This window comes from Microbacterium sp. ZW T6_19 (assembly GCF_044987465.1).
GTDB classification, from domain to species: Bacteria; Actinomycetota; Actinomycetes; order Actinomycetales; family Microbacteriaceae; genus Microbacterium; species Microbacterium natoriense_A.
The window spans coordinates 496,834-518,653 of the sequence record NZ_JBJDRH010000002.1; the positions used below are offsets into that span (position 1 = coordinate 496,834).

General features: G+C 68.2%; 22 protein-coding genes. 8 read left to right on the top strand and 14 right to left on the bottom strand.

Features of this window, described 5'->3' with window-relative positions; genetic code table 11:
• Window positions 1-139 precede the first annotated feature (139 nt).
• Together ACI3KT_RS04950 and ACI3KT_RS04955 are read left to right on the top strand one after the other, a co-directional pair.
• Window positions 140-1,408: an ATP-binding protein gene (locus ACI3KT_RS04950; RefSeq protein ID WP_404902850.1), complete on the top strand. Its 1,269-nt coding sequence runs from the start codon at window positions 140-142 to the stop codon at window positions 1,406-1,408.
• On the top strand, window positions 1,405-2,097 hold the full coding sequence (locus ACI3KT_RS04955) for a response regulator (RefSeq protein WP_404902851.1): 693 nt from the start codon (window positions 1,405-1,407) through the stop codon (window positions 2,095-2,097). Before ACI3KT_RS04950 ends, ACI3KT_RS04955 begins: the two co-directional genes overlap by 4 nt.
• A gap of 3 nt (window positions 2,098-2,100) precedes the next feature.
• Here ACI3KT_RS04955 and ACI3KT_RS04960 read toward each other — a convergent pair whose 3' ends face one another.
• From ACI3KT_RS04960 to ACI3KT_RS04975, 4 genes are read right to left on the bottom strand one after another with little or no spacing between them, the layout of a single operon-like run.
• Window positions 2,101-2,850, bottom strand: a complete 750-nt coding sequence (locus ACI3KT_RS04960) for an SDR family oxidoreductase (protein WP_404902852.1) — start codon at window positions 2,848-2,850, stop codon at window positions 2,101-2,103.
• A 55-nt stretch (window positions 2,851-2,905) separates the two neighbouring features.
• Entirely contained in the window at window positions 2,906-4,258 is a 1,353-nt protein-coding gene (locus ACI3KT_RS04965) for an FAD-binding oxidoreductase (protein ID WP_404902853.1), read from the bottom strand.
• A 57-nt stretch (window positions 4,259-4,315) separates the two neighbouring features.
• Complete coding sequence (locus ACI3KT_RS04970) at window positions 4,316-4,960, bottom strand: FMN reductase (RefSeq protein WP_292905838.1); 645 nt, start codon at window positions 4,958-4,960, stop codon at window positions 4,316-4,318.
• Window position 4,961: 1 nt separating this feature from the next.
• Window positions 4,962-6,188: an LLM class flavin-dependent oxidoreductase gene (locus tag ACI3KT_RS04975; RefSeq protein ID WP_292905836.1), complete on the bottom strand. Its 1,227-nt coding sequence runs from the start codon at window positions 6,186-6,188 to the stop codon at window positions 4,962-4,964.
• A 110-nt stretch (window positions 6,189-6,298) separates the two neighbouring features.
• On the opposite strand from ACI3KT_RS04975, the gene ACI3KT_RS04980 reads away from it, so the two are divergent.
• Both ACI3KT_RS04980 and ACI3KT_RS04985 read left to right on the top strand, forming a co-directional pair.
• Window positions 6,299-7,429 carry an acyltransferase family protein gene (locus tag ACI3KT_RS04980; RefSeq protein WP_404902855.1) on the top strand — a complete coding sequence of 377 codons (1,131 nt, stop codon included), beginning with the start codon at window positions 6,299-6,301 and terminating at the stop codon, window positions 7,427-7,429.
• Entirely contained in the window at window positions 7,426-8,304 is an 879-nt protein-coding gene (locus ACI3KT_RS04985) for a serine hydrolase (protein WP_292905832.1), read from the top strand. The genes ACI3KT_RS04980 and ACI3KT_RS04985 overlap by 4 nt, the downstream gene beginning before the upstream one ends.
• On the opposite strand, the gene efeB is transcribed toward ACI3KT_RS04985, so the two are convergent.
• The 3 genes from efeB to efeU are packed head-to-tail and all read right to left on the bottom strand — an operon-like array spanning window position 8,301 to window position 11,813.
• Window positions 8,301-9,614 carry an iron uptake transporter deferrochelatase/peroxidase subunit gene (gene efeB / locus ACI3KT_RS04990; protein ID WP_404902856.1) on the bottom strand — a complete coding sequence of 438 codons (1,314 nt, stop codon included), beginning with the start codon at window positions 9,612-9,614 and terminating at the stop codon, window positions 8,301-8,303. The two genes, ACI3KT_RS04985 and efeB, sit on opposite strands and share 4 nt — an antisense overlap.
• Before the next feature lie 25 nt (window positions 9,615-9,639).
• On the bottom strand, window positions 9,640-10,872 hold the full coding sequence (gene efeO, locus ACI3KT_RS04995; RefSeq protein WP_292905830.1) for an iron uptake system protein EfeO: 1,233 nt from the start codon (window positions 10,870-10,872) through the stop codon (window positions 9,640-9,642).
• Window positions 10,869-11,813, bottom strand: a complete 945-nt coding sequence (gene efeU / locus ACI3KT_RS05000) for an iron uptake transporter permease EfeU (RefSeq protein ID WP_292905829.1) — start codon at window positions 11,811-11,813, stop codon at window positions 10,869-10,871. Before efeU ends, efeO begins: the two co-directional genes overlap by 4 nt.
• Before the next feature lie 148 nt (window positions 11,814-11,961).
• Between efeU and ACI3KT_RS05005 the strand changes: the two genes are divergently transcribed.
• On the top strand, window positions 11,962-12,963 hold the full coding sequence (locus ACI3KT_RS05005; protein ID WP_404902858.1) for an isopenicillin N synthase family dioxygenase: 1,002 nt from the start codon (window positions 11,962-11,964) through the stop codon (window positions 12,961-12,963).
• 13 nt (window positions 12,964-12,976) lie between these two features.
• Here the strand turns inward: ACI3KT_RS05005 and ACI3KT_RS05010 are convergent, their stop codons facing one another.
• From ACI3KT_RS05010 to rpsO, 3 genes are all read right to left on the bottom strand, one after another.
• Entirely contained in the window at window positions 12,977-13,315 is a 339-nt protein-coding gene (locus ACI3KT_RS05010; protein WP_292905827.1) for a transcriptional regulator, read from the bottom strand.
• The gene (locus tag ACI3KT_RS05015; protein WP_404902860.1) at window positions 13,308-14,207 is read right to left on the bottom strand and encodes a hypothetical protein; all 900 of its coding nucleotides are present in this window, start codon (window positions 14,205-14,207) and stop codon (window positions 13,308-13,310) included. The genes ACI3KT_RS05010 and ACI3KT_RS05015 overlap by 8 nt, the downstream gene beginning before the upstream one ends.
• Window positions 14,208-14,362: 155 nt before the next feature.
• Window positions 14,363-14,632 carry a 30S ribosomal protein S15 gene (gene rpsO, locus ACI3KT_RS05020; protein ID WP_005048780.1) on the bottom strand — a complete coding sequence of 90 codons (270 nt, stop codon included), beginning with the start codon at window positions 14,630-14,632 and terminating at the stop codon, window positions 14,363-14,365.
• Window positions 14,633-14,808: 176 nt separating this feature from the next.
• On the opposite strand from rpsO, the gene ACI3KT_RS05025 reads away from it, so the two are divergent.
• From ACI3KT_RS05025 to ACI3KT_RS05035, 3 genes are all read left to right on the top strand, one after another.
• Window positions 14,809-16,101, top strand: coding sequence for an MFS transporter (locus ACI3KT_RS05025; protein ID WP_307296250.1), 1,293 nt, complete (start codon window positions 14,809-14,811; stop codon window positions 16,099-16,101).
• Between the two features lie 88 nt (window positions 16,102-16,189).
• On the top strand, window positions 16,190-17,125 hold the full coding sequence (locus ACI3KT_RS05030; RefSeq protein WP_307296247.1) for a DMT family transporter: 936 nt from the start codon (window positions 16,190-16,192) through the stop codon (window positions 17,123-17,125).
• A gap of 37 nt (window positions 17,126-17,162) precedes the next feature.
• The gene (locus tag ACI3KT_RS05035) at window positions 17,163-18,044 is read left to right on the top strand and encodes a DNA-3-methyladenine glycosylase family protein (RefSeq protein ID WP_404902861.1); all 882 of its coding nucleotides are present in this window, start codon (window positions 17,163-17,165) and stop codon (window positions 18,042-18,044) included.
• Between the two features lie 61 nt (window positions 18,045-18,105).
• Here ACI3KT_RS05035 and ACI3KT_RS05040 read toward each other — a convergent pair whose 3' ends face one another.
• From ACI3KT_RS05040 to ACI3KT_RS05055, 4 genes are all read right to left on the bottom strand, one after another.
• On the bottom strand, window positions 18,106-18,654 hold the full coding sequence (locus ACI3KT_RS05040) for a YceI family protein (RefSeq protein ID WP_307296241.1): 549 nt from the start codon (window positions 18,652-18,654) through the stop codon (window positions 18,106-18,108).
• Window positions 18,655-18,808: 154 nt separating this feature from the next.
• A complete protein-coding gene (locus ACI3KT_RS05045; RefSeq protein WP_130496616.1) occupies window positions 18,809-19,177 on the bottom strand; it encodes an FKBP-type peptidyl-prolyl cis-trans isomerase in 369 nt (122 codons plus the stop codon).
• A 297-nt stretch (window positions 19,178-19,474) separates the two neighbouring features.
• The gene (locus ACI3KT_RS05050) at window positions 19,475-20,170 is read right to left on the bottom strand and encodes an alpha/beta fold hydrolase (protein WP_404902862.1); all 696 of its coding nucleotides are present in this window, start codon (window positions 20,168-20,170) and stop codon (window positions 19,475-19,477) included.
• A gap of 7 nt (window positions 20,171-20,177) precedes the next feature.
• Window positions 20,178-21,820, bottom strand: a 1,643-nt coding sequence (locus ACI3KT_RS05055) for a PrsW family intramembrane metalloprotease (protein ID WP_404902863.1), incomplete at its 5' end; no start/stop codon positions are given.

Sequence of the window (21,820 nt, forward strand, 5' to 3'; positions counted from 1 at the left end):
GATCATGAACGTCGTCGTGTCATGTGCCGGCTGCGACGTCGCGTCCGGTGCATCCCACGGTGGTCGACGTCGCGCGACCACGCCATTTGTGGTCGTATTGGTCACTGACGACCACATCGACGGCGAGCGGAGGAGCGAGATGGCACGTTCCCGCAGCATCGCCTCGCGCGTGTTCCTGATGCTGCTGTCGGCCGCCCTCGTGATCGGCGTGCTCGTCGCCGGGTTCCTCGTGGTCGAGACGCAGCGGGCCGTGCAGGCCGAGGCGGAAAGGGCCACGGCAGTGGCCGCCGCGGCCATCGCGACCTCCGGAGAGGTGGTCTCGGCTCTGCGCAGCGACGACCACGAGAGCGCCACCGCAGCGCTCGAACCGTACGCGTTGAGGGTGATCGATGAGGCCGGGCTGGACTTCGTCACCATCATGACGGTGGAAGGCGTGCGGATCACCCACCCCGACCAGGGACAGATCGGCGGGCGCTACCTCGGCACGATCCCGCCTTCGCCGGTAGCCCTCACCGAGACCTTCACGGGAACGCTGGGTCCGTCCGTGCGCACGATCGTCCCCGTGACGGCGTCCGACGGCGCGCTTGTGGGCTGGGTCTCCGCCGGCGTCACCACGGAGTCCATCTCAGAGACCCTTCTGCGACGGCTGCCGCTGTCTCTCGCCATCACGAGCGTGCTCGTCGGAATCGGCGCTCTCGGCGCGTGGACGGCGCGCAGGGTGACGAGGCGGATCGCCGGGGACCTCCCCCCGGGAACCGTCCGAGATGCGGTGTCGTCGTACGAGTCGATCCGCACCCTTGGCGAGGCGCTGCGCGCGCAGACGCACGAGCACGGCAATCGGATGCACACCGCGGTGGCGCTGCTCGAGCTCGGGCGCACCCAGGAGGCGATCGACATCCTCACCGAGACCTCCCGCGAGAGCCAATCCCTCGTCGATCAGGTGACCGCGCGTCGGCACGGCGACCCGACAGTGGGCGCCCTGCTGCTCGGCAAGGCGTCTCAGGCGAAGGAGCGGGGCATCGACTGGCGAGTGCGCATCGAACCGGACACCCCGCGCTCGGCGCTCACTCCGGTCGACAGCGTGTCGGTGCTCGGGAACCTCATCGACAACGCCATGGATGCGGCCGCCGGTTCTCCCGACAGCCAGGTCGAGGTGGCGCTGCACCCCTCCGACAGCGGCGGGGTGGTGCTCGAGGTCTCCGACAGCGGCCCCGGCATCCCGCGCGAGCTGAGTGAGCGCATCTTCGAGCACGGCTTCTCCACGAAACCCGCTGATGCGCAGGGACGCGGCGTGGGACTCGCTCTCGTGCGTTCGATCGTCGAGGAGGCCGGCGGGACGGTGGAGGTATCCAGCTCTCCCACGACCTTCCGCGTGACGCTCCCCTCGACGCGGAGGCGCAGATCGTGATCCGCACCCTGATCGTCGACGACGACGCCTTGACCGTGGAACTGCATCGCACCTATCTCGAGCGACTCGACGGCTTCGTCGTCGGCGGCGAATGCAGCGGAGCCCGCGCGGCGCTCGCAGCCGTGCTCGGCCCGCCGGACGGGCGCGCATTCGACCTCGTGCTCCTCGACATCACCATGCCGGACGGAACCGGCATCGATGTGCTGCGGACGCTGCGCGCCCGGGGCGCATCCGTGGATGTGATCGCCATCACCGGGGTGCGAGATGCCGAGACGGTCCGTCAGATGGCTGCGCTCGGCGTCTACCAGTACCTCGTCAAACCGTTCTCCTTCGCGACGTTCAGGGAGCGCATGCTCGCGTTCCGCGAGCACCGGATGCAGGCACGATCCACCGACGGAGAGGCGACGCAGGCCGAGATCGACGCGCTGCTCGGCCGCGCGGGAGGACGGATGCCGTTGCCCAAGGGCCTCTCGCCCGAGACCCTCGGGCGCGTGGGCTCCGTCGTGCGGGCGACCGGTCCGCTTTCGGCCAGCGAGACGGCCGCCGCACTCGGGATGTCTCGCGTCGCCGTGCGACGCTACCTGGAGCACCTCGCCGCCGATGGCGTGATCGCGCGCGCCGCCCGGTACGGTGCGCCTGGGCGCCCCGAGACCGAGTACTCCTGGATCCGCGGGAGCGAGGCCGGCTGACGCTCAGCCCCGCGGCTGCGCCGCGAGCCAGTCCGCGAACGTCACGGTGCCGAGGTCGGCGTCGCCGTCCGGCAGGATGCTGCCGTCGCGGATCGCGCGGCCGAAGGCCCCCGGCAGTGAGAACGCCGGCATCCACCCGGCCCGTCCGGTGTGAGCGGCCCAGGACCGCATCATGTCGACGAGCTGCTCCTCCTGCGGCCCGGCGATGTCGGACGCCCGCTGCGCCGGGCCGGCTTCGGCGAGATCGACGAGGCGCGTTGCGACCTCGACCACCGAGATCGGCTGCGTGCGCATGCGCAGGGCCAGGTGCAAGGGACCGAAGGACGCACCTCGGTACGTCTGGGCGGCGAAGTCGTGGAACTGCGTCGCGCGCTGAATCGTCCAGGGCACTCTGCCCGACAGCACGGTCTGCTCCTGAGCGAGCTTTCCGGCGTAGTACCCGTACGGGGCGCGGTCGACGCCGACGATCGACAGGGCGATGTGGTGGCCGACGCCTGCACGATGACCCGACGCGAGCAGGTGCGAAGACGTCTCGGTGAAGAAGTCGACGGCGGCGCCGGCACTGCGGGTCGAGGTGCTGAGTGCGTCGATCACGACATCCGTCGCGGCGAGAGCCTCGTCGAGCCCCGTGCCGGAGCGGACGTCGACGCCGTTGCCGCGCGTGAGAACGCGGACGCGATGACCGCGCTGCTGTGCGACCCGCACGACTTCGCTCCCGGCGGTGCCGGTTCCGCCTGCGACTGCGATCTCCATGGGCTCTCCTCCGTACGGTGTGCGCCACGACGACGCTACCGTGAGCCGCGCGGTCTCAGCGCGGCAATCTGCCTTCGTGCAGGACGCCGTCGGGGTCGAGCGTCTCGCGCAGCGTGTGCAGGCGTGCGATGTCGGTGGCGGAGCCGCAGCGCTCCAGCGTCTGCCCAGGGGCGAGGAACGTCGTCACCGTGCGTGGCGCCTGCACCGCGCTGAGCAGCTCGCGGAACCCGAACAGGCTCGCCTCGCCGGGTTCTACGGGAGCACCGGGGAACTGCGGCGCGAGCGCGTGCAGAAGCCACTGTGCGCCCTGCAACGACGCGAATCCCGCGCGCCGGGGTTCGTCGAGGGCTCCGGCGAGCATGCGGATGTCGATGCCGACGATCGGCCACTGCTCGTCTCGCTGACGGAACTCGGCGAGCTGTTCGATCGTGTCGTCGTCGAACACCGACAGTGCCACGGACGCGCCCCGTCCAGGGGTCGGTTCGGTCGGCTCGTTCGACGCGGCCGCGAGCGTCGCCGGAGATGTCGGGCCGCTGATCTCCCGCTGGACCGAGCCTGCACGTCGTACGCCGGCGAGCAGATCGTCGACCGAACCGTCTGACGAGAGCGCCTGCACGGAGAGGAAGCTGCGTCCGCGGATCTCGTCGGGCAGCTGTGGCGCATCGGGCATCCGCAGGGAGTTCATGAACACGTTGAGGCTATGCGGCGCGACCGCCGCCAGATCACGGACTGCGCGCATCACGGCGGCGGCGTCCGCCGCGTCGAAGGTGAACGCGCTCCCCCAGAGCGCCGGTGTGCGGACGAGATCTATCTCGAGGGCGGTGACGATGCCGACGATGCCGCCTGCTCCGCGCAGCGCCCACATGAAGTCCGGATCGCTTTCGTCGTCGACGCGCTCATGGGTTCCGTCGGCGCGCAGCACCCAGGCCGCTCGGAGGTTGTCAGAGCCAAGGCCCGCCGTGCGGCTGAACCACGAGTGCCCCCCGCCGAGCGTGTAGCCGGCGACGCTGACCACCGGACTCGTGCCCGCGGGAGCCGACCATCCCGTGCCCTCGAGCGCATCGACCACGGCGCCCCAGCGGACTCCGCTGCCGACGCGCACCCGCCCTGCTGCGACGTCCACCTCGAGGTCGTCGAAGGCCGACGTGCGTACGATCACGGCGTCGCGGAGATCTCCGGACGCCCCGTGACCGCTGGGCTGCACCGCGAGAGCGGCCCCGGCATCGCGTACAGCGTTCAGCAGCGCGCGGAGATCGTCGACCCCCGCGGGCGTGGCGACCCCGGCGGGGGTCTGCTCGACCGCGAGATTCCACGGGCGTCGCGCGTCGTCGAAGCCGTCGTCGGAGGGAAGCACGAGCGAGCCGACCAGCCGGGAGCGGACGGCCTCGAGCGCAGAGAGAAGGGGCATGACGCCACCGTACGACGCCCCGAGGACATTGTCGACGGCGTCACGCCCCGCGTTCGATCACTCGCCGGCGAGGCCGCCCAGCATGTGACCGAACGATCGTCCTTCGCCGAGGTAGGTGGCCGGATCGTAGGGGTCGGCGACCGCGACGGTGTCGCGTGCGGCGATGGCGACAGCCAGCTCCTTCGCGCCCTTCTCGACGCGCTTCGCGAGCGGGGCGACATCGTCGCCGGCTCCGCCCCAGTCGCTGGAGGCTGCGAACACGCCGGTCGAGACGGCATCCGCGTGCAGATAGGCGAACAGCGGTCGGATCGCGTAGTCGATCGCGAGCGAGTGCCTGGCCGTTCCCGCGTTGGCGCCGATCAGCACAGGCTTTCCGGTGAGCGCGTCGGGGTCGAGCACGTCGATGAACGATTTGAACAGTCCCGAGTAGCTCGTCGAGAAGATCGGCGTGACCGCGATCAGAGCGTCAGCCGACACCACCGTGTTGATGGCGGTCTCCAGCGCGGGCGGCGCGAAGCCGGTGAGCATGTTGTTCGTGATGTCGTGCGCGTAGTCGCGCAGCTCGATCACGTCGATGCTCGCCTCGATGCCGTCCGCGGCGAGAGCCTTGACGGTCTCGGCGGCCAGCCGATCGGCCAGCATCCGGGTCGATGACGGGTTGGACAGACCTGCCGAGATGACGGCGATGCGACGAGTGGTCATCTCAGGCCTCCTTCCGGCCGAGCCCGAATGCGGCGCCGGCGGGTGCCGGCGTGTCCTGATAGGGCGAGTCGCCGGTGAGGTTGTCTCCGCGATTCGCACCGGGGCGAGCCTGCCGGGTCGGCCCGTCGCCGTACACGGCGGCGACGCGTGCGGCGTGGGTGGGAGCGTCCGGAACCGCTGCAGGGCGATCCTTCGCGAGTTCTGCGCGCAGTACAGGCACGACCTCGGAGCCGAGGATGTCGAGCTGCTCGAGGACGGCCTTCAGCGGAAGTCCGGCGTGGTCGATCAGGAACAGCTGGCGCTGGTAGTCGCCGTAGTGCTCGCGCATGGCCGCGTAGCGGTCGATCACCTGCTGCGGCGAACCGACGGTCAACGGCGTCATCTCGCTGAAGTCCTCGAGGCTCGGCCCGTGTCCGTACACCGGCGCGTTGTCGAAGTAGGGACGGAACCGAGTGACGGCATCCTGCGACTTCGCCGCCATGAAGACCTGGCCGCCGAGCCCCACGATCGCCTGCTCCGCTGTGCCGTGCCCGTAGTGCGCGAAGCGCTGACGGTACAGCTCGATCAGACGCTGGTAGTGCTCCTTCGGCCAGAAGATGTTGTTCGCGAAGAACCCGTCACCGTAGTACGCGGCCTGCTCGGCGATCTCGGGAGTGCGGATCGAACCGTGCCATACGAACGGCGAGATGCCGTCGAGCGGGCGCGGAGTCGAGGTGAAGCCCTGCAGCGGCGTGCGGAACTTGCCCTCCCAGTCGACGACGTCCTCATCCCACAGCTTGCGCAGCAGCGCGTAGTTCTCGATGGCGAGCGGAAGTCCCTGGCGGATGTCCTGGCCGAACCACGGATAGACGGGGCCGGTGTTGCCGCGGCCGAGCATGAGATCCATGCGGCCGTCGGACACGTGCTGCAGCATCGCGTACTCCTCGGCGATGCGCACCGGGTCGTTCGTCGTGATCAGCGTCGTCGAGGTGGAGACGATCAGACGCTCCGTCTGCGCGGCGAGCGCGGCGAGGAACGTCGTGGGGCTGGAGGACCAGAACGGCGGATTATGGTGCTCGCCGATCGCGAAGACGTCGAGACCGACTTCCTCCGCGTGCTTCGCGATGGTCAGAGTCGCCTTGATGCGCTCCTGTTCGCTGGGCGTGACGCCGGTGGTGGGGTCGCGGGTGATGTCGCTGACCGACATGATGCCGAACTGCATCGCCTGTGCGCCTGACTGCTCGCTCATGATTCTCCATGCTCTCCGAATCGGATGACCCTGCATCCGTTTCTATTCATTTGAATGTATATGAGTCAACGCGACCGCACCAACTTTATTCCCGGGGGTAGCCTCGGAGGATGAACAGCGCCGGATCCGACACGACGACGCCCGTCACGGGAGGGATCTCGCGGCCACGTCGCCGGGTGCCGTTCTGGGACAACGCCCGGTACGTGTGCATCGTGCTCGTCGTGCTCGGGCACGCGATCCAGCGACTCATCTACGATTCCGACATCGCGCTGGCCTTCTATCTCGCCCTCTACGCGTTCCACATGCCGGCCTTCGCGATCATCTCCGGCTACTTCTCGAAATCCGGCTCGCCCACGAGGGTGCAGATGGCGCGGATCATCACCGACATCCTCGTGCCCTATCTCATCTTCGAACTCGTCTGGACTTTCACGAAGTGGCTCGTCGAAGGACAGGCGAATCCGAATCCCACCAAGCCGTCGTGGACCCTCTGGTTCCTTCTCGCGCTCGGCATCTTCCGGCTCGTGCTTCCGTACCTCGCCCTGTTGCGCTGGCCGCTGCTGTGGACGGTCGTCATCTCGATCGGGGTGGGCTACCTGCCCAACATCGACAGCACCTTCTCGCTGTCGCGCACGTTGGGGCTGCTGCCGTTCTTCACGCTCGGGTGGTGGCTGCGCGAGCACGACATCGTGAACCGCTTCGGTCTGCTGGTGCGTCGCCCGTGGTGGAGCCGGGTCGTCGCCGCGGCTCTCCTGATCGGCGCCGGCTTCGCCGCCTGGTTCTGGCTGGATGTGTGGCAGAAGATCGACCTGAGGCACTGGCTCTTCTACGAAGACGCCTACGCCGAGCTCGGTGGCGAGCAGTGGTGGGCCGGAGGGATCCGCATCGCTCTGATGGTCGTCGCCGTGGTGCTCAGCGCCGCCTTCTTCACGCTCATCCCTCGCGGGCAGTACTGGTGGACGACTTTCGGACAGTACACGATGTACGTGTTCCTGCTGCACTCCTTCGTCCTGTATCCGTTCCGCGAGACCGGCATTCTGCGCAACGCCGAACCCACCTGGCTCTGGCTGCCTCTCGTGACGATCTCCTCGGTGCTGATCGCGCTGCTGCTCGCGACCAAGCCCGTCCGCAGGCTGTTCCGGCCGCTCGTCGAGCCGCGACCGACCTGGCTGTTCGCCGACCCGCAGCTCGCCTCTCGCGAGGGGCACCGCAGCGACCCGACCGGCTCGCGCAGGCCGCGATGACCCGCGCGCAGCTCCTTCTCGACTCGCTCGTGCACGAGGCGGATGCCACGGGCTTCGGTGCGCACGGGATGCATGTTCTTCTGGGCGATGACGCCGTCGAGCACCGGTGGGCGGATGACGTCCGCGAGGACATCCAGTCGGTCGCGAAGGGGATCTGCGTTCTCGCAGCGGGCATGGCCGCCGACGAGGGGCTCGTCGGATTCGACGTCCCGGTCGCCGAGTATCTTGCGGACTTCGACATCGGCCCCGGCGTCGACGGAGTCACCCTCCGTCACCTGCTGAGCATGTCCAGCGGCATCGATCTGCCGTGGTCGGAGACCCTGATGACCGACTGGCCGGACCTCGCGCGCGAGTTCCTCGCTCGCCCCTCACGCGGGCGCACCTTCCAGTACAGCAACGCGAGCACGTACACGGCGATGACGGTGCTCGCCGCCCGCACGGGTGACGTGCTCGAGTACCTCCGACCTCGGCTGTTCGACCCCCTGTGCATCAGCGACCTCGAGTGGCAGAGGTGTCCGAACGGCAGGATCATCGCAGGCGGAGGGCTCGCGCTGCGCACAGAGGAGATGTCGCGCCTCGGCCGGCTGATCAGAGACGGCGGCCGGTGGCAGGGACGGCAGCTCGTCTCGACGGGCTGGATCGACGCGATGCACTCCGAGTGGATCGACGCCGGCACGAGCCCGGGATACGACCGCTACGCCCTCGCCGGCTGGGGAGGGCCAGGACACGCCTGGAGGCTGCACGGCGCCGGAGGCCAGATGCTCCTCTTCGCCGGCCCGGCGGTGATCACGATCACCGCCGACGACCACTTCGGCGCCGATGCCATGGCCGCCTTCGCCGTGGATGCAGCACGCGTCGAGCCCGACCGCGTCTAGGCGAACAGCCCTGCCCCGACGTACGATCCGCTCGCAGCGCCGGGCGGCACCGCCCAGATGCCGGAGCCGACGTGCCGGATGTACTCGCTCATCAGGTCGGTCGACAGCCGCTTCTGCAGAGCGATGAACTGCTGCGGATCCCGTTGATACGAGAGGAAGAAGAGCCCCGCAGCCAGCCGGCCGAGCTCGTTGTTGCCGTCGACGTAGTTGAAGCCGCGACGAAGGATGCGGATCCCGTCGTTCTGATCGGGGTGGGCGAGGCGCACGTGCGAGTTCGCGTCGATCGCGGTTCCGGAGAACTTCGGCTCTGTGAACTCGTCGCCGCCCGAGAGCGGGGCGCCGCTGCCCTTCTCGCGCCCGATGATCGCGTCCTGCTCGCTCAGACGGACGCGATCCCAGGTCTCGATCAGCATCGCGATCTTGCGCGCGACGAGGTAGGAGCCGCCGGCCATCCAGCCCGGCTCGTCGGATGCGGCGACCCACACGTTCTGTTCGAGCGCCTTCGCATCGTCGGCGAGGATGTTCGCGGTGCCGTCTTTGAACCCGAACAGGTTGCGCGGGGTCGCCTGTGCAGAGGTGGTGCGCGAGGTCTTGCCGAACCCGAGCTGCGACCAGCGCAGTCGCGCCCGGCCGAACGCGATGCGGCTGAGGTTGCGGACCGCGTGCACGGCGACCTGCGGATCGTCTGCGCAGGCCTGGATGCACAGGTCGCCCTGCGAGTGCGCGGGATCGAGATCGTCGCCCACGAACGGGGGCAGCCGCTCCAGTGCCTGGGGACGCCGATCGGCGATGCCGTAGCGGTCGCCGTCTTCGTTCTCGAACAGGCTCGGGCCGAATCCGATCGTGATCGTGAGGCCGGCGGCAGGAAGCCCCTGCGCCTCGCCGGTGTCATCCGGCGGCTCCTCGGCGTCGCCTCCCACAGCACCGGTCGCGCTGACCTCGAGACCCTGCGTGATCCGCGATGCCGCATACGACCAGTCCTGCAGCAGCGAGATGAGGTCGTCGCGGTCGGTACGGGGCATCATGTCGAACGAGGCGAAGTGCAGATGCTCCTGCACGGGCGTCGTGATGCCCGCCTGATGGGCGCCGAAGAAGTCGTACGCGGTCTGCGCCTCTTCGGCCGCCCTGGCCCGTCCGAGGGCCACTCCCCCAGCCACACCTGCACCCACACCGACGGCGAGACCGGCGACGCCTCCGCCGAGTGCGAGTCCGAGGAGACCGCGCCTGCTGAGGCCTGGAGAAGAGGATGCCGCGGCCACCGCATCGTCATCCGATGCGGTGGCCGCGGCATCCGTCGTGCTTTCGCTCACTTCGGGATCGTACCTGGTGCGGCGATCAGTCGAGGACCGTGCCGGTGAGCTGCGACAGCGGCTCCGCCAGCGCGTTGATCAGATCGGTGAACTCGCGCTTGTCATCCTCCGTGAGCTCCGAGTAGTTCACGAAGCCGTCGGCGAGGGAGCCGTGCTTCGCGAGCGCCGCCTCGAGCGCGGCGTAGCCGTCTTCGATCTCGGACACGAGCGTCTCGCCTTCCTCGCCCTGAGACTCGGCGAAGTCCTGCACGAGGGAGAACGCCATCTTCGACCCCTCGACGTTGGCGGCGAAGTCGTAGAGGTCCGTGCCGGACCACCAGTCCTCCTCGCCCGAGATCTTGCCGGTCGCGACCTCGTCGAGCAGCGCGATCGCGCCGTTGGAGATGCCGCCGATGCCCTGATCGTCCAGTGCGTCGGTGAAGTCGTCGGAGTGCACGTAGTCGTACAGCTCCTGCACGTCGGCGATCAGCTGGTCGCCGAAGCCCGCGCGGTCCTCAGGCGTCGACGGTGCCCAGTCCTGCCACGCGGGAGTCTCTCCATCGGCGTTGAGGGCGTCCTGCGCGGGCACCCAGAGGTCCTTCTCGATCCGGTGGAATCCGGTCCAGTCGAGACCGTCGGCGACGGCGTCGACCTCGCGGAAGTCGATGCGCGGATCGAGGTCGCCCAGCGCTTCGGCGACCGGTTCGATGCGCTCGTAGAATGCGCGGACCTGCGGGAACTGCGCACGCGCGGCCTCGTCGTCGCCGGACTCGTAGGCGGCGACGAAGTCGTCGACCGCGGGCACGAGCTGTCCGACCTGGTCTTTCACGAAGGCGGCGTACAGATCGACGGCCTGCTGCTTCTGCTCGGCGTCCTTCCCGGTCACGGTGACGCGGTCGCCGGTCACGGTGAACTCGGCCTTGCCCACGCCGTCGCCCACCATGCCGGGCTTGCACAGCGTGTAGTAGGTACCCGGCTGCGCGACCACGGTCAGCGTGCGGGATGCCGAGGGGGCGATGTTCTCGACCTCTCCGACGATGCGCAGGCCGTCGTCGGCGAGCAGGTAGAACTCGCTGGTCTGGCTGCTGTCGTTCGTGACGTCGAACACAAGCGTGCCGCTCTTCGCCGTCGCGCCCGACACTTCGCATGCGCTGTCTGTCGAGGAGACGTCGAACGAGGCGCCGGCGGCGACATCGGCCTTGGCGACGCAGCCGCTCAGGACGAGCGCGGCCGCACCGGCGGCCGCCAGGGCACCGAGGATTCGGCGGGAGGTGGTCATGCTGCTCCTTGCTGTGTGAGAGAAGACGTCGCGGGATCAGCCGGCACAGTCGCCGCGTCACGCGCCGGCTTGCGGGAGCGGATGCCGCGGATGAAGAAGATTCCGACGATCACGATGTAGAGAGTCCATGCCGACACCTGCATCCAGGTCATCCGCGGCATGAATCCGACGGTCGCCTGCAGGACCGTGGCCCAGACGCTGTCGGGCGGGATCACGGCGGTGACGTCGAACGCCCAGCCGAAGGGGAAGGCCGACCAGCCGGTGCCGACGGCACCCGATGTCGGGTCGATCGGCGCGGCTTCGGTGAAGGGCCCGGGGAGGGCGCCGGCCTCCTGCAGGTCCATCACGGCGTAGGCGAGCACGCCGGCGGCCACGATGACAAGGAAGCCGCTGGTCCAGGCGAAGAACCGGCGGAGGTCGAGCTTGACGGCGCCGCGGGCCAGGAGCCAGCCGATCACGACGGCGCCGGCGAGGCCGAGAAGCGCCCCGAGCAGGGCGGCCGGGGCATCGCCGAACGACTGCACCATCGACCACAGCAGCAGCGTCGTCTCGATGCCCTCTCTGGCCACCGAGACGAAGCCGATCGCGATGAGCGCCCACAGACCCCCGACCGAGAGCGCGCGGTCGAGCCCGCTCTCGAGCGTGGCCTTCATGGTGCGTCCGGCCTTCTGCATCCAGAAGATCATCCAGGTGACCATGCCGACCGCGAGCAACGACAGCAGTCCGCCGATCAGCTCCTGGGCCTCGAACGTCAGCGAATACGCGCCGAATGTCAGAACCGCGCCGATCCCGAGCGCGAGGGCGATGGCAAGGCCCACGCCCGCCCACATCCGGGGCAGCGCGTCCTGTCTGCCGAGCCGGCGGAGGTAGGCGACGAGGATGCCGACGACGAGCGCGGCTTCGAGGCCCTCGCGAAGGCCGATCAGAAAGGTGGCGAGCACGGGATGAACTTCTCCGGGTGAATGAGGTAAGGCATCCCTTACCGAGAAGACTCTAGCATCCGCTCCTGCGTCGTCCGAACGCCGTCACCGCGGGTAATCCTCTGCAACACTCGCCTCTCCCCGGGATAACCCGATCTACTCTCGGGTCATGGCTGAACTCTCGCTCCCGATCCTCGACCTCTCTCAGCTCGACGCCGGTCCGGAGGCCGCTGCGCGATTCCGCGACGACCTGCGCGCGGCGACGCACGACGTGGGGTTCTTCTATCTGACCGGCACGGGCGTCTCCCCCGAGCTGGAAGCCCGCCTGCATCGCGCCGCGCTCGACTTCTTCGCGCTGCCCGAAGAGGAGAAGCTCGCGATCGAGAACGTCAACAGTCCTCACTTCCGCGGCTACACCCGCATCGGCGGCGAGCGCACCCAGGGACAGGTCGACTGGCGCGAGCAGATCGACATCGGCCCGGAGCGGGATGCCGTCGACGGCGGCCCGGCGTTCAACCGGCTCATCGGCCCCAACCTGTGGCCTGCGGCACAACCGGAACTGAAGGACGTCGTGGCGGAGTGGCATGCGACGCTGTCCGAGGTCTCCCGCAAACTCCTGCGCGCGTGGGCCGAGACTCTGGGAGCGGAGTCCGACTACTTCGATGAGCACTTCGGCGAGCCGTCGACGCTGATCAAGATCGTCCGTTACCCGGGTACGCGCGAACCCGAGCCGCAGCAGGGTGTCGGAGCGCACAAGGATTCCGGCGTTCTCACGCTGCTCTGGGTGGAACCGGGCAAGGGCGGTCTGCAGGTCGAACGCGACGGCGCATGGGTCGACGCTCCCCCGGTGCCCGGAGCATTCGTCGTCAACATCGGCGAACTGCTCGAGTACGCGACCGGCGGCTATCTGAAGGCGACGAACCACCGCGTCGTCTCACCTCAGGCACCGAACGAGCGCATCTCGATCCCGTTCTTCTTCAACCCCGCACTCGACAAACGACTGCCGCTCATCGAGCTGCCCGAGGATCTCGCGGCCGCGGCGACCGGCGTCACGGCCGATCCGCGGAATCCGATCCACGCCCTTTACGGCGAGAACGCCCTGAAATCGAGGCTGCGTGCCCACCCGGACGTCGCGGCGATCCACCACCCGGACCTGGTCGCGGCGGGCTGATCGGGAGGAGCCGTCAGGATGAGCGCTGCTCGCCGATCTCCACGATCTCGCGCAGCGCGCTCAGATGACCGGCGAAGGCGTCGATCCCCGCCGCGGTCGAGCGCACCCAGGTGCGGGGGCGACTGCCGATGCGCCCTTTCGTCACCGCCACGTATCCGGCGTCGTTCAAGTGCGAGATCGCCTTGCTGAGAGCCGAGTCGTTGGCCTGCAGGATGTCGGCCAGAGTCGCGAAGTCGAGTTCGACCTGCTCGCCCAGAGAGGCCATCAGCGAGAACCGCAGCCCCGTCGAGAAGTTGTCGTCGAGGCGCGTGCGCGGGTGCGCACGGCTCGCGGATTCCTGTCGATCAGCCATCGCGACCATCCGCCGCCCGTCGTGCTCCCGCGTCCGGCAGGAACGCCGCGCCGGCGAGCAGCAGCACGACCAGCACCGCGCACGCCCCGATCATCCACGACTGCACGACGTCCGTGTAGACCTCCAGCAGACTGAGCCCGATCACGACGGCCACGCCGAGCAGGTAGGCCAGGATCTGCGGCCATCTCCAGAACCGCCCGAGAGCCTGCGGCCCGGCATCCGTCCTCGAGGCCAGGATCCACGCCACCATTGCGAACATGAGGATCGTGGAGCCGACGGAGGCGAACAGGGTGGATCCGTACCCGACGGCCAGCACCGCGAGGCCCAGAAGAAGCCCGAGACCGGCTGTGGCGAGGCGTGAGGCACGTGGCATCGGCTCGTACGGCAGCTCGATGACAGCGACGCGTCCCCGGCTGCGCAAGAACTGGACGGCAGCGGGCCCGCCGAAACCGATCGCGACGATCGCACCCGGCACGAAGAACGCCCACAGCGGACGCTCGGCGGAGTCGATCAAGAGCACCATGAAAGAGCAGACGGCCACGATCGCGAGCAGGATCACGACGATCACCTGCCAGGGCCTCTTGCCCGATGTCCGCCAGCGCACCCCGGAGCGCTCAGCCACCCCTACGCCGATCTGCCCCCAGAGGATGAGCAGGAACAGCATGGGCTGAAGCGCCATCGCACCATCGCTCCCGCGCACGACCAGCAGGTAGGCCGTCAGCACGACTGCGACTCCCAGCCCGTTGAAGGCGAGCTGCCACCCTGCCGCCCGACGATCGATCCGCTCGTCCCGTCGTCGCTCGATGACGTCGATCTCGTCGAGATACGACTGCGCCAGATCGGGAGTGGGCGGCTCCAGCGGTTCGATCCCTCGCATGGGCTTGTGATCCACGATCGGCGCTCCTGTTCGCTTTCCCGTCGGAAAGTCTCTTACTTTCCTAAAGGAAAGCAGCTCACAGGTCAAGCCCGGACACGACGAAGGCCGCCCCACACCATGGGGCGGCCTTCCAAGAACGTTTTGCGCGATTGAACGCTGGTCGTTATGCCTTATCGACGCAGGCCGAGACGCTCGATGAGCGAACGGTAGCGGTTGATGTCGATGTCCTGCAGGTAACCCAGCAGGCGACGGCGCTGACCGACGAGCAGGAACAGGCCACGACGCGAGTGGTGGTCGTGCTTGTGCTCCTTCAGGTGCTCGGTGAGGTCCTTGATGCGCTGCGTCAGCATTGCGACCTGCACCTCGGGGGATCCGGTGTCACCGGGGTGCGTCGCGTACTCTTCGATGATCGCCTTCTTGACGTCTGCTTCCAGTGCCATAGATTCGATCCCCTCTCTGCTTGTTGCGCGGTGCCCGGCACCTGATGTGCGAGCTCTCTTTATCCGCGGCCGATCAAACGGCAACCTGAAGAGTCTACCAGCGATCACGACCGGCAGACGACCAGTCGCCTGTCGCTTCTCGGATACGCTCGAAGCATGCAGGACCGGCCAGAGGAGTGAGAGCCACGAACGGGCACCTCATCGATCTCACCCCGTTGAAGGAGAGTCCGGCGTTCGCACGGATGTGGATCGGATCGACGCTCACTGGCATCGGCGGGCAGCTCACGATCGTCACCGTGATGCTGCACGTGTTCGCCCTCACTCACAACACGTTCGCGGTCTCGATGATCGCCGTCGCCGGACTCGTGCCCATGATCCTCGCCGGCCTCTACGGAGGCATGCTCGCCGACGCCTTCGACAGGCGCTCCGTCGCCCTTGTCGCCGCCTCGGTGACCTTCGCATCGACGGCACTGCTCGCCGCGCTCACATGGACGGGCCTCGAGACCATCTGGTGGCTCTACGTCCTCAGCATGATCAACTCCGCGGCGAACTCGGTGGGCATGGCCACCCGTACCGCCATCGTGCCGCGCCTCATCCCCCGAGAGATGCTGGCGTCGGCATCCGCTCTGAACGGCGTCGCGTTCGGGCTGACCGTCATGGCGGGACCCGCCCTCGCGGGGGTGCTGGTCGCGCTCACCGGCTACGGCTGGACATACACGATCGACGTCGTGCTGATGCTCTCGATGTTCCTCGGGCTCTGGACGCTGCCGCCGCTGAAGCCCGAGGGCGAGATCGTCCGCCCTGGGCTGGAGTCGCTCAAGGACGGCTGGCGGTTCCTGCGCCGCTCGAGCAACATCCGGATGCAGTACATCCTCGACATCGTCGCGATGACCTTCGGTCAGCCTCTCGCCCTGTTCCCCGCCCTCGGCACCGTGCTGCTCGGCGGCGGCGCCGTGACCACCGGCGTCCTCACCGCCGCCGTCGCCGTCGGCACGTTCGCGTCCAGCCTGTTCTCGGGGCGCGTGGTGCAGTACCGCTGGCACGGGCGCGGCATCGAACGCGCCGTGCAGGCGTACGGCGCGGCCATCGCACTGTTCGGCGCCGTCCTGCTGGTGGGAGTCTTCCTCCCCCGGGCCTCCGAGCAGACGCCGAACCTCGCACTCATCCTGACGGCCTGCTTCGCTCTCGCGCTCTCCGGCGCCGCCGACAACATCAGCTCCATCTACCGCAACACGATGATGCAGGCGGCGGTGCCCGACAGCATGCGCGGTCGCCTGCAGGGCGTCTTCATCATCGTGGTCGCCGGCGGACCGCGCGTGGGCGCCCTCTACGCCGGCGCGCTCGCGACGCTCACCGCAGTGTGGTTCCCTCCGCTGCTGGGCGGTTTCCTGGTGATCGGCCTGGTCGCCGTGCTCGCTCGAGCGAACCCGCGCTTCCGCGCCTACGATGCTGAGCGGCCTGCAGCCTGACGACACGATCCTGCCGATCGTCGGCGGAATTCGGACGTCGCAGTGCTCCAGGCCTTTCGGCGTCGTACGCCGTCGTTAGAGTTCGATCATGACCTCGACCTTGGCGACAGCGCACACCGGAGCCACATCCTCTCGCCGCGCACCGATCACGATCCAGTTCATCCTGACCGGCATCGTGTGGGGATCGAGCTTCCTGTTCATGAAGGTCGCCCTCGGCGGCATCTCCCCCGCACAGGTCGTCTGGTCGCGTCTCGTTCTGGGCGCCCTCGCCCTGGGCCTCTTCGTCGCGCTCCGCCGCGAACGGCTGCCGCGCGCCCTGCGCACCTGGATGCATCTGACCGTCGTCGCCGTGACCTTCTGCGTCGTCCCGTTCCTGATCTTCTCGTGGGCTCAGCAGCACGTGAGCTCGGGCCTCGCCAGCATCTTCAACGCGACGACGCCGATCATGACGGCGGTCATGGCGTGGGCCGTGTTCCGCGTCGAGAAGCTCAAGCTCGTGCAGATCATCGGCATCCTTGTCGGTATCTCCGGCGTCATGGTGATCATCGCGCCGTGGCAGGGGCTCGACGCCGGGCAGAGCATCGGAGCGCAGCTGGCGATCCTCGGAGCGACAGCGTGCTACGGATTCAGCCTGGCCTACATGCGCCGGTTCCTGGGCGACTCCGGCGTGAGCGCACTGGTGTTCTCGTTCCTGAACATCGGGCTGGCGGCGGCGATCATGGTGCTGCTCTCTCCCGTGCTCGTCCTCACCCCGGTGCATCTGGACATCTGGATCGTCGGCTCGGTGATCCTGCTCGGGTTCCTCGGAACCGGGCTCGCCTATGTCTGGAACCAGAACGTGCTGCGAGCATGGGGGCCGACCCGCGCATCGACCGTGACCTACATCACGCCCGTCGTCGGCGTGACGCTCGGCATTCTGATCCTTCATGAGGAGGTCAGCTGGAACGAGCCGGTCGGCGCGCTGATCGTCTTCGCAGGCATCCTGCTGACGCAGAACAGGATCCGGTTCCGACGTCGCGGCTGAGCGTCGCGATGTCGGAGGCGGGGTGCAGAGTGTCGGCATGAGCACACCGATCCGCACCACGACGATCCCCCTGGTCGGGCCGTACGATCTCGGCGAGGTCGCCCTCATGGGCTTCGGCCACCGCGATGAGTCGACGTTCGACGGAATCATGCGGCTCGCGTTCTGCACCGACGCCCTCGACGCGCAGGTCGGCGTCGAAGTGCGCCAGGACGGCGACACGCTCACGCTCACGGTCCACGGCGAGGGCGATCTCACGGCGATCGCCGCGCAGGTGGCTCGGGTGGTCTCGGCCGATCATGACGGAGAAGCGTGGGCCTCGGTCTGCGCGTCGGATCCGGTGCTCGCCAGAGTCCACGCAGAAGCTCCGGGGTTCCGGCCCTCGAATTTCTACAGCCCGTACGAGGCTGCCGTCTGGGCGATCCTGTCGGCTCGACGCGCCCGTCGACAGGGCATCGCGCTCCGTGAGCGCCTGTCCCGTGAGCACGGAGCGGTGTTCCCGCTGGCAGGACGCGCCGAGCCTGCGGTTCCACTGCCGCAGCAGCTGCTGGCGCTCGACGCGATCACCGGGCTGCCCGCCGACCGCATCCCCCGGCTGCACGCGATCGCCCGCGCGGCTCTGGACGGCACGCTCGACGTGAGGCGTCTGACCTCGATGGACCCCGCTGCGGCGATGATCGAGCTGCAACGGCTCCCGGGCATCGGCCCGTTCTACAGCGCGCTGATCGTGATCCGCGCGTGCGGATCGGCCGACGCGCTCCCCGTCCACGAAGTTCACACGAGAGCTGCCGTTCGCGAGCTGTACGCGCTCGATCACGATCCCGACGAGGTGGAGGTGGCCGCGATCTCCGAGCGTTGGCGCCCCTTCCGCACGTGGGCGGCCGTGTCGCTTCGAGCGGTCGGTTCGCGACTATCCCGTTGACGAAGGAGGGGCGGATGCCTCAGCATCCGCCTCTCCTTCGTGAACGATCAGGCGCGAACCATCAGGCCTGCAGCGATCCCTGCAGATCGAGCGTGATCGTGACGTCCTTGCCGACGAGCACACCGCCGGTCTCAAGCGCCGCGTTCCAGGTGAGGCCGAAGTCCTCGCGGTTGATGACGGTGGTCGCAGATGCGCCCGCCTTGTAATTGCCGTACGGGTCCTGTCCGAAGCCGCCGAACTCGAACTCGAAAGTGACGGGCTTGGTGATGCCGCGGATGCTCAGGTCACCGTCGACGAGGAAGTCGCCACCCTCGACGCGGGTGCCGGTGGAGACGAACTCCATGGTCGGATACTCCTCGGTGTCGAAGAAGTCGGCGGAACGCAGGTGCGTGTCGCGGTTCTCGTCCTTCGTGTCGATCGAGGTGACGTCGACGCTCGCCGTGACGGTCGCCTCGAGCGGGTTCTCCGGGGCCACGAGAGTCGCGCTCTTCACTCCGAAGGTGCCGCGCACCTTCGAGATCATCATGTGGCGCACGCTGAAGGTGACCTCGCTGTGAGCGGGGTCGAGCGTCCAGGTGCCGGCGCGGTAGCCGGGGATGTCGATGGTCATGCTGTCTCCTAGAGGATCGTCGGTCCGCGTCTGCGGCATCACATGTTCCAACTTACATGCATGTGAATGTATTCCTGTGAATGTGAGGTTTCTCCGCCGGATGCGGAAAGCGCCCCTCTCCGCGGGGAGAGAGGCGCTTTCCAGGCGAGTCTGATCAGCCGACGGCAACCAGGTCGATGATGAAGATCAGAGTCTTGCCGGACAGGAAGTGGCCGCCGCCGACGGGGCCGTATGCCAGGTGCGGCGGGATCACGAGTTCGCGGCGTCCGCCGACCTTCATGCCGGGGATTCCGTCCTGCCATCCCTGGATCAGTCCGCGCAGCGGGAACTGGATGGTCTCTCCGCGACCCCACGAGGAGTCGAACTCCTCACCGGAGTCGAACTCGACACCGGCGTAGTGCACGGTCACGGTGTCGCCGGGCTTGGCCTCAGCGCCGTCGCCCACGATGATGTCGCGGATGACGAGCTCAGCGGGAGCGGGGCCGGTGGGGGCGTCGAACTCAGGCTTCGTACGATCAGTCATGCCTCCATACAACCCGAGGCCCGCGCCGTGGTCAACGCGAGCGCACCTGCTCACAGCGAACACGTCGGCGCGCCCATGCGGCACTCCGGCAGACACGCTCCGCTCCCCCGGACGCTCTGCGGCCGCGTGATCCCAGATGCATCACGGAGAGAGGATCTGGTCGTCACGGCGAATAGACCTTGACACTCGCGGATGCCGGGTGCACCCTGTTCATAGATCAACTCAGCGCCCGGAGGACTTGCAGGCATCGCCGCAGCACCGGGCGCTGAGTCTTGTCACGAACCAGCCGCCGCTGATTCACTCTCCGCTCGCTGCGGCGTATTCCGCGAGGAGCGCAGCCAGCTCGACAGGTCTGCTCAGAGGAGCGCAGTGGCTGGCGTCGATGTCGTCCGCCACCACATCGAGCCGGGTCAGGGCCAGAGCTCTGAGGAACTCCGGCGGAAAGAACCTGTCCTGAGTGCACACGATGAACCTGGTCGGCGCAGACGGCCAGGCTGCCATCGGCCAAGGCGCAGCCATGGCCGTCGATGAAGGATGTCCACGCTCGTAGCTCATCGCCCGCTCGGCGAGTTCACGCGGCACGTCATGGTAGAAGCTCACGAAGGGGTCCTCATGCCCCGTGCGACCCCCGTCGCGGGCCGACGCCTCGGCGACCGCCTCCTCGTATCCGGTGTTCTTCCACCACTCATCCGGCGCCTCGCCGGGCGACGGGATCATCCCTGCCAGCAGCACCAGCAGTCGTGCGCCCAGGCGCTCCGCGACGATCGGAGCCGTGTACGCACCCATCGAGTGCCCGACCACTACGACCTCGTCGCCACGCACCCCTGCCTCGGCGACGACGGCATCCGCATAGTCCTCGAAAGTCTGCACCTCGTCGTCGCCCGGGAGGTCGGGCGCGATCACTCTGTGACCGCGCCCGACCAGCTCCCGAGCCACGAGATGCCAGGACCAGCCGACATCGCCCGCGCCGTGGATCAGGATGAACGTGCTCATGATCAGCTCAGTAGGCGAGCAGTGCGGCCTTCGTCGCCCTGGTTCGCACCAGCAGAGCCTGCTCGTCCTGCGCCGCCATCGGATCACGGCCGGTGATGGAACGCTGACGAACCATCGCGAGGGTCGTGGCGTCCTTGATGAACTCACGCATGAGCGGTCGACGATCCCCGCGCAGTTGGGCCGCCCAGTTGAGGCCCACCTTCCGTCCCGCAGCCGTGGCGAGCATGTTGACCTCCTCGGGCGTGAACCAGCCGGCGGCGGCGTAGTCGCTGAGGCGCGCCTTCGTCAGACGGGCCTCCTCACGCCGCAGCGCGATGACGCCGAAGATGAAGCCGACGAACAGCGGCACCTGGAGAAGGAAGTACAGCAGGAAGAAGTCGCCGAAGGTGGCTGATCCGTTCCACAGCGCGTGCAGGAAGACCGCGCCGAGCCAGCCGAGCGCGGCGAAGCCCAGTGCGGCGCCCGCCGATGCATGCCGGCGGGCGGCCAGTCCGATGGCGAGTCCCGTAAGCGAGGTGAACATCGCGTGCGCGAACGGCGACAGGATCGCTCGCACGACGAACGTCATGGTGAGCTGTGCTCCCCCGCCTTCGATCAGGCTGATCGCGAAGTACTGGATGTTCTCGGTGAAGGCGAATCCGGCGCCGACCAGTGCGCCGTAGACGACACCGTCGACGGGGCCGTCGAACGACCGCCGGGCGATCAGGAAGATGAGATACACGCCGAGCCCCTTGAACAGCTCCTCGACGATCGGCGCCTGGACGACCGCTCCTGCGGTGTCGCTGCGAGTGCCCACCAGAAGCGTGAGTCCGAGATCGAGGAGCAGGGTGAGTCCGATCGCGGCGATGGCTCCCCAGGCGACGGCGAAGAACACCATCAGTTTGGGTTCGGGCTCCCAGCGGTCGATCATCCAGACCACGAAGAACACGATTGCGAGCGGCACCAGGGCGAGGACGAGACCGATCACCGACGCGAGCGGGCCCAAGAACACGGTGAAGTAGCCGATCAGCGCGAGCAGCAGGAAGCCGAGGAACCCGAACAGGATGTACAGCACGAGTTTGCCCTTGCCCCTCGGCACCGGCAGGGCCGGCAGGCCTTGGGCGGGCGAAGGGGCGATCGGCGCAGGCGGCGAGTACGGCGTGGGCTGCGCAAGCACCGAGGCGTATCCGGGCTGCTGCGTGAAATGCGCGGGCGCGTAGTTCGACGACGCATACTGCTGCGCAGAGTACTGCTGCTGCGGTGCGCCGTACGGCGGCTGGGGCGGCGTCTGCGAGGCGGCGGGCTGCTGAGTGTAGGCGTGCGGGGGCTGGGCGCCCGGCTGCGGAGCGGCCTGCGGCTGTCCCGGCTGCGGCGGGTACGCCTGCTGCTGCTGGTATCCGGGCTGCTGCGGATAAGCCTGCTGCTGCTGGTATCCGGGCTGCTGCGGATAAGCCTGCTGCTGCGGGTAGGCCTGCTGTTGCGGGTAGGCCTGCTGTTGCGGAGCGCCGTACGGATTCGGCGCCTGCTGTGCTGCCGGCTGCTGCGGATGAGACGCCTGCGGCGCGGGCGGCTGATAAGCCTGCTGAGGGTAGCCGCCGGGCCCGGTCGGCGGCTGCGGCGCCGGCGGCTGCGCGGCCTGCGGCTGCCCCGCTGGTGGCGGGGTGTACGGGG

Coding starts and splice junctions, on each gene's coding strand:
- ACI3KT_RS04950 (WP_404902850.1), top strand. CDS start 140: ATGGCACGTTCCCGCAGCATCGCCTCGCGCGTGTTCCTGATGCTGCTG.
- ACI3KT_RS04960 (WP_404902852.1), bottom strand. CDS start 2,850: ATGGAGATCGCAGTCGCAGGCGGAACCGGCACCGCCGGGAGCGAAGTC.
- ACI3KT_RS04965 (WP_404902853.1), bottom strand. CDS start 4,258: ATGCCCCTTCTCTCTGCGCTCGAGGCCGTCCGCTCCCGGCTGGTCGGC.
- ACI3KT_RS04970 (WP_292905838.1), bottom strand. CDS start 4,960: ATGACCACTCGTCGCATCGCCGTCATCTCGGCAGGTCTGTCCAACCCG.
- ACI3KT_RS04975 (WP_292905836.1), bottom strand. CDS start 6,188: ATGAGCGAGCAGTCAGGCGCACAGGCGATGCAGTTCGGCATCATGTCG.
- ACI3KT_RS04980 (WP_404902855.1), top strand. CDS start 6,299: ATGAACAGCGCCGGATCCGACACGACGACGCCCGTCACGGGAGGGATC.
- ACI3KT_RS04985 (WP_292905832.1), top strand. CDS start 7,426: ATGACCCGCGCGCAGCTCCTTCTCGACTCGCTCGTGCACGAGGCGGAT.
- efeO (WP_292905830.1), bottom strand. CDS start 10,872: ATGACCACCTCCCGCCGAATCCTCGGTGCCCTGGCGGCCGCCGGTGCG.
- ACI3KT_RS05005 (WP_404902858.1), top strand. CDS start 11,962: ATGGCTGAACTCTCGCTCCCGATCCTCGACCTCTCTCAGCTCGACGCC.
- ACI3KT_RS05010 (WP_292905827.1), bottom strand. CDS start 13,315: ATGGCTGATCGACAGGAATCCGCGAGCCGTGCGCACCCGCGCACGCGC.
- rpsO (WP_005048780.1), bottom strand. CDS start 14,632: ATGGCACTGGAAGCAGACGTCAAGAAGGCGATCATCGAAGAGTACGCG.
- ACI3KT_RS05030 (WP_307296247.1), top strand. CDS start 16,190: ATGACCTCGACCTTGGCGACAGCGCACACCGGAGCCACATCCTCTCGC.
- ACI3KT_RS05035 (WP_404902861.1), top strand. CDS start 17,163: ATGAGCACACCGATCCGCACCACGACGATCCCCCTGGTCGGGCCGTAC.
- ACI3KT_RS05040 (WP_307296241.1), bottom strand. CDS start 18,654: ATGACCATCGACATCCCCGGCTACCGCGCCGGCACCTGGACGCTCGAC.
- ACI3KT_RS05045 (WP_130496616.1), bottom strand. CDS start 19,177: ATGACTGATCGTACGAAGCCTGAGTTCGACGCCCCCACCGGCCCCGCT.
- ACI3KT_RS05050 (WP_404902862.1), bottom strand. CDS start 20,170: ATGAGCACGTTCATCCTGATCCACGGCGCGGGCGATGTCGGCTGGTCC.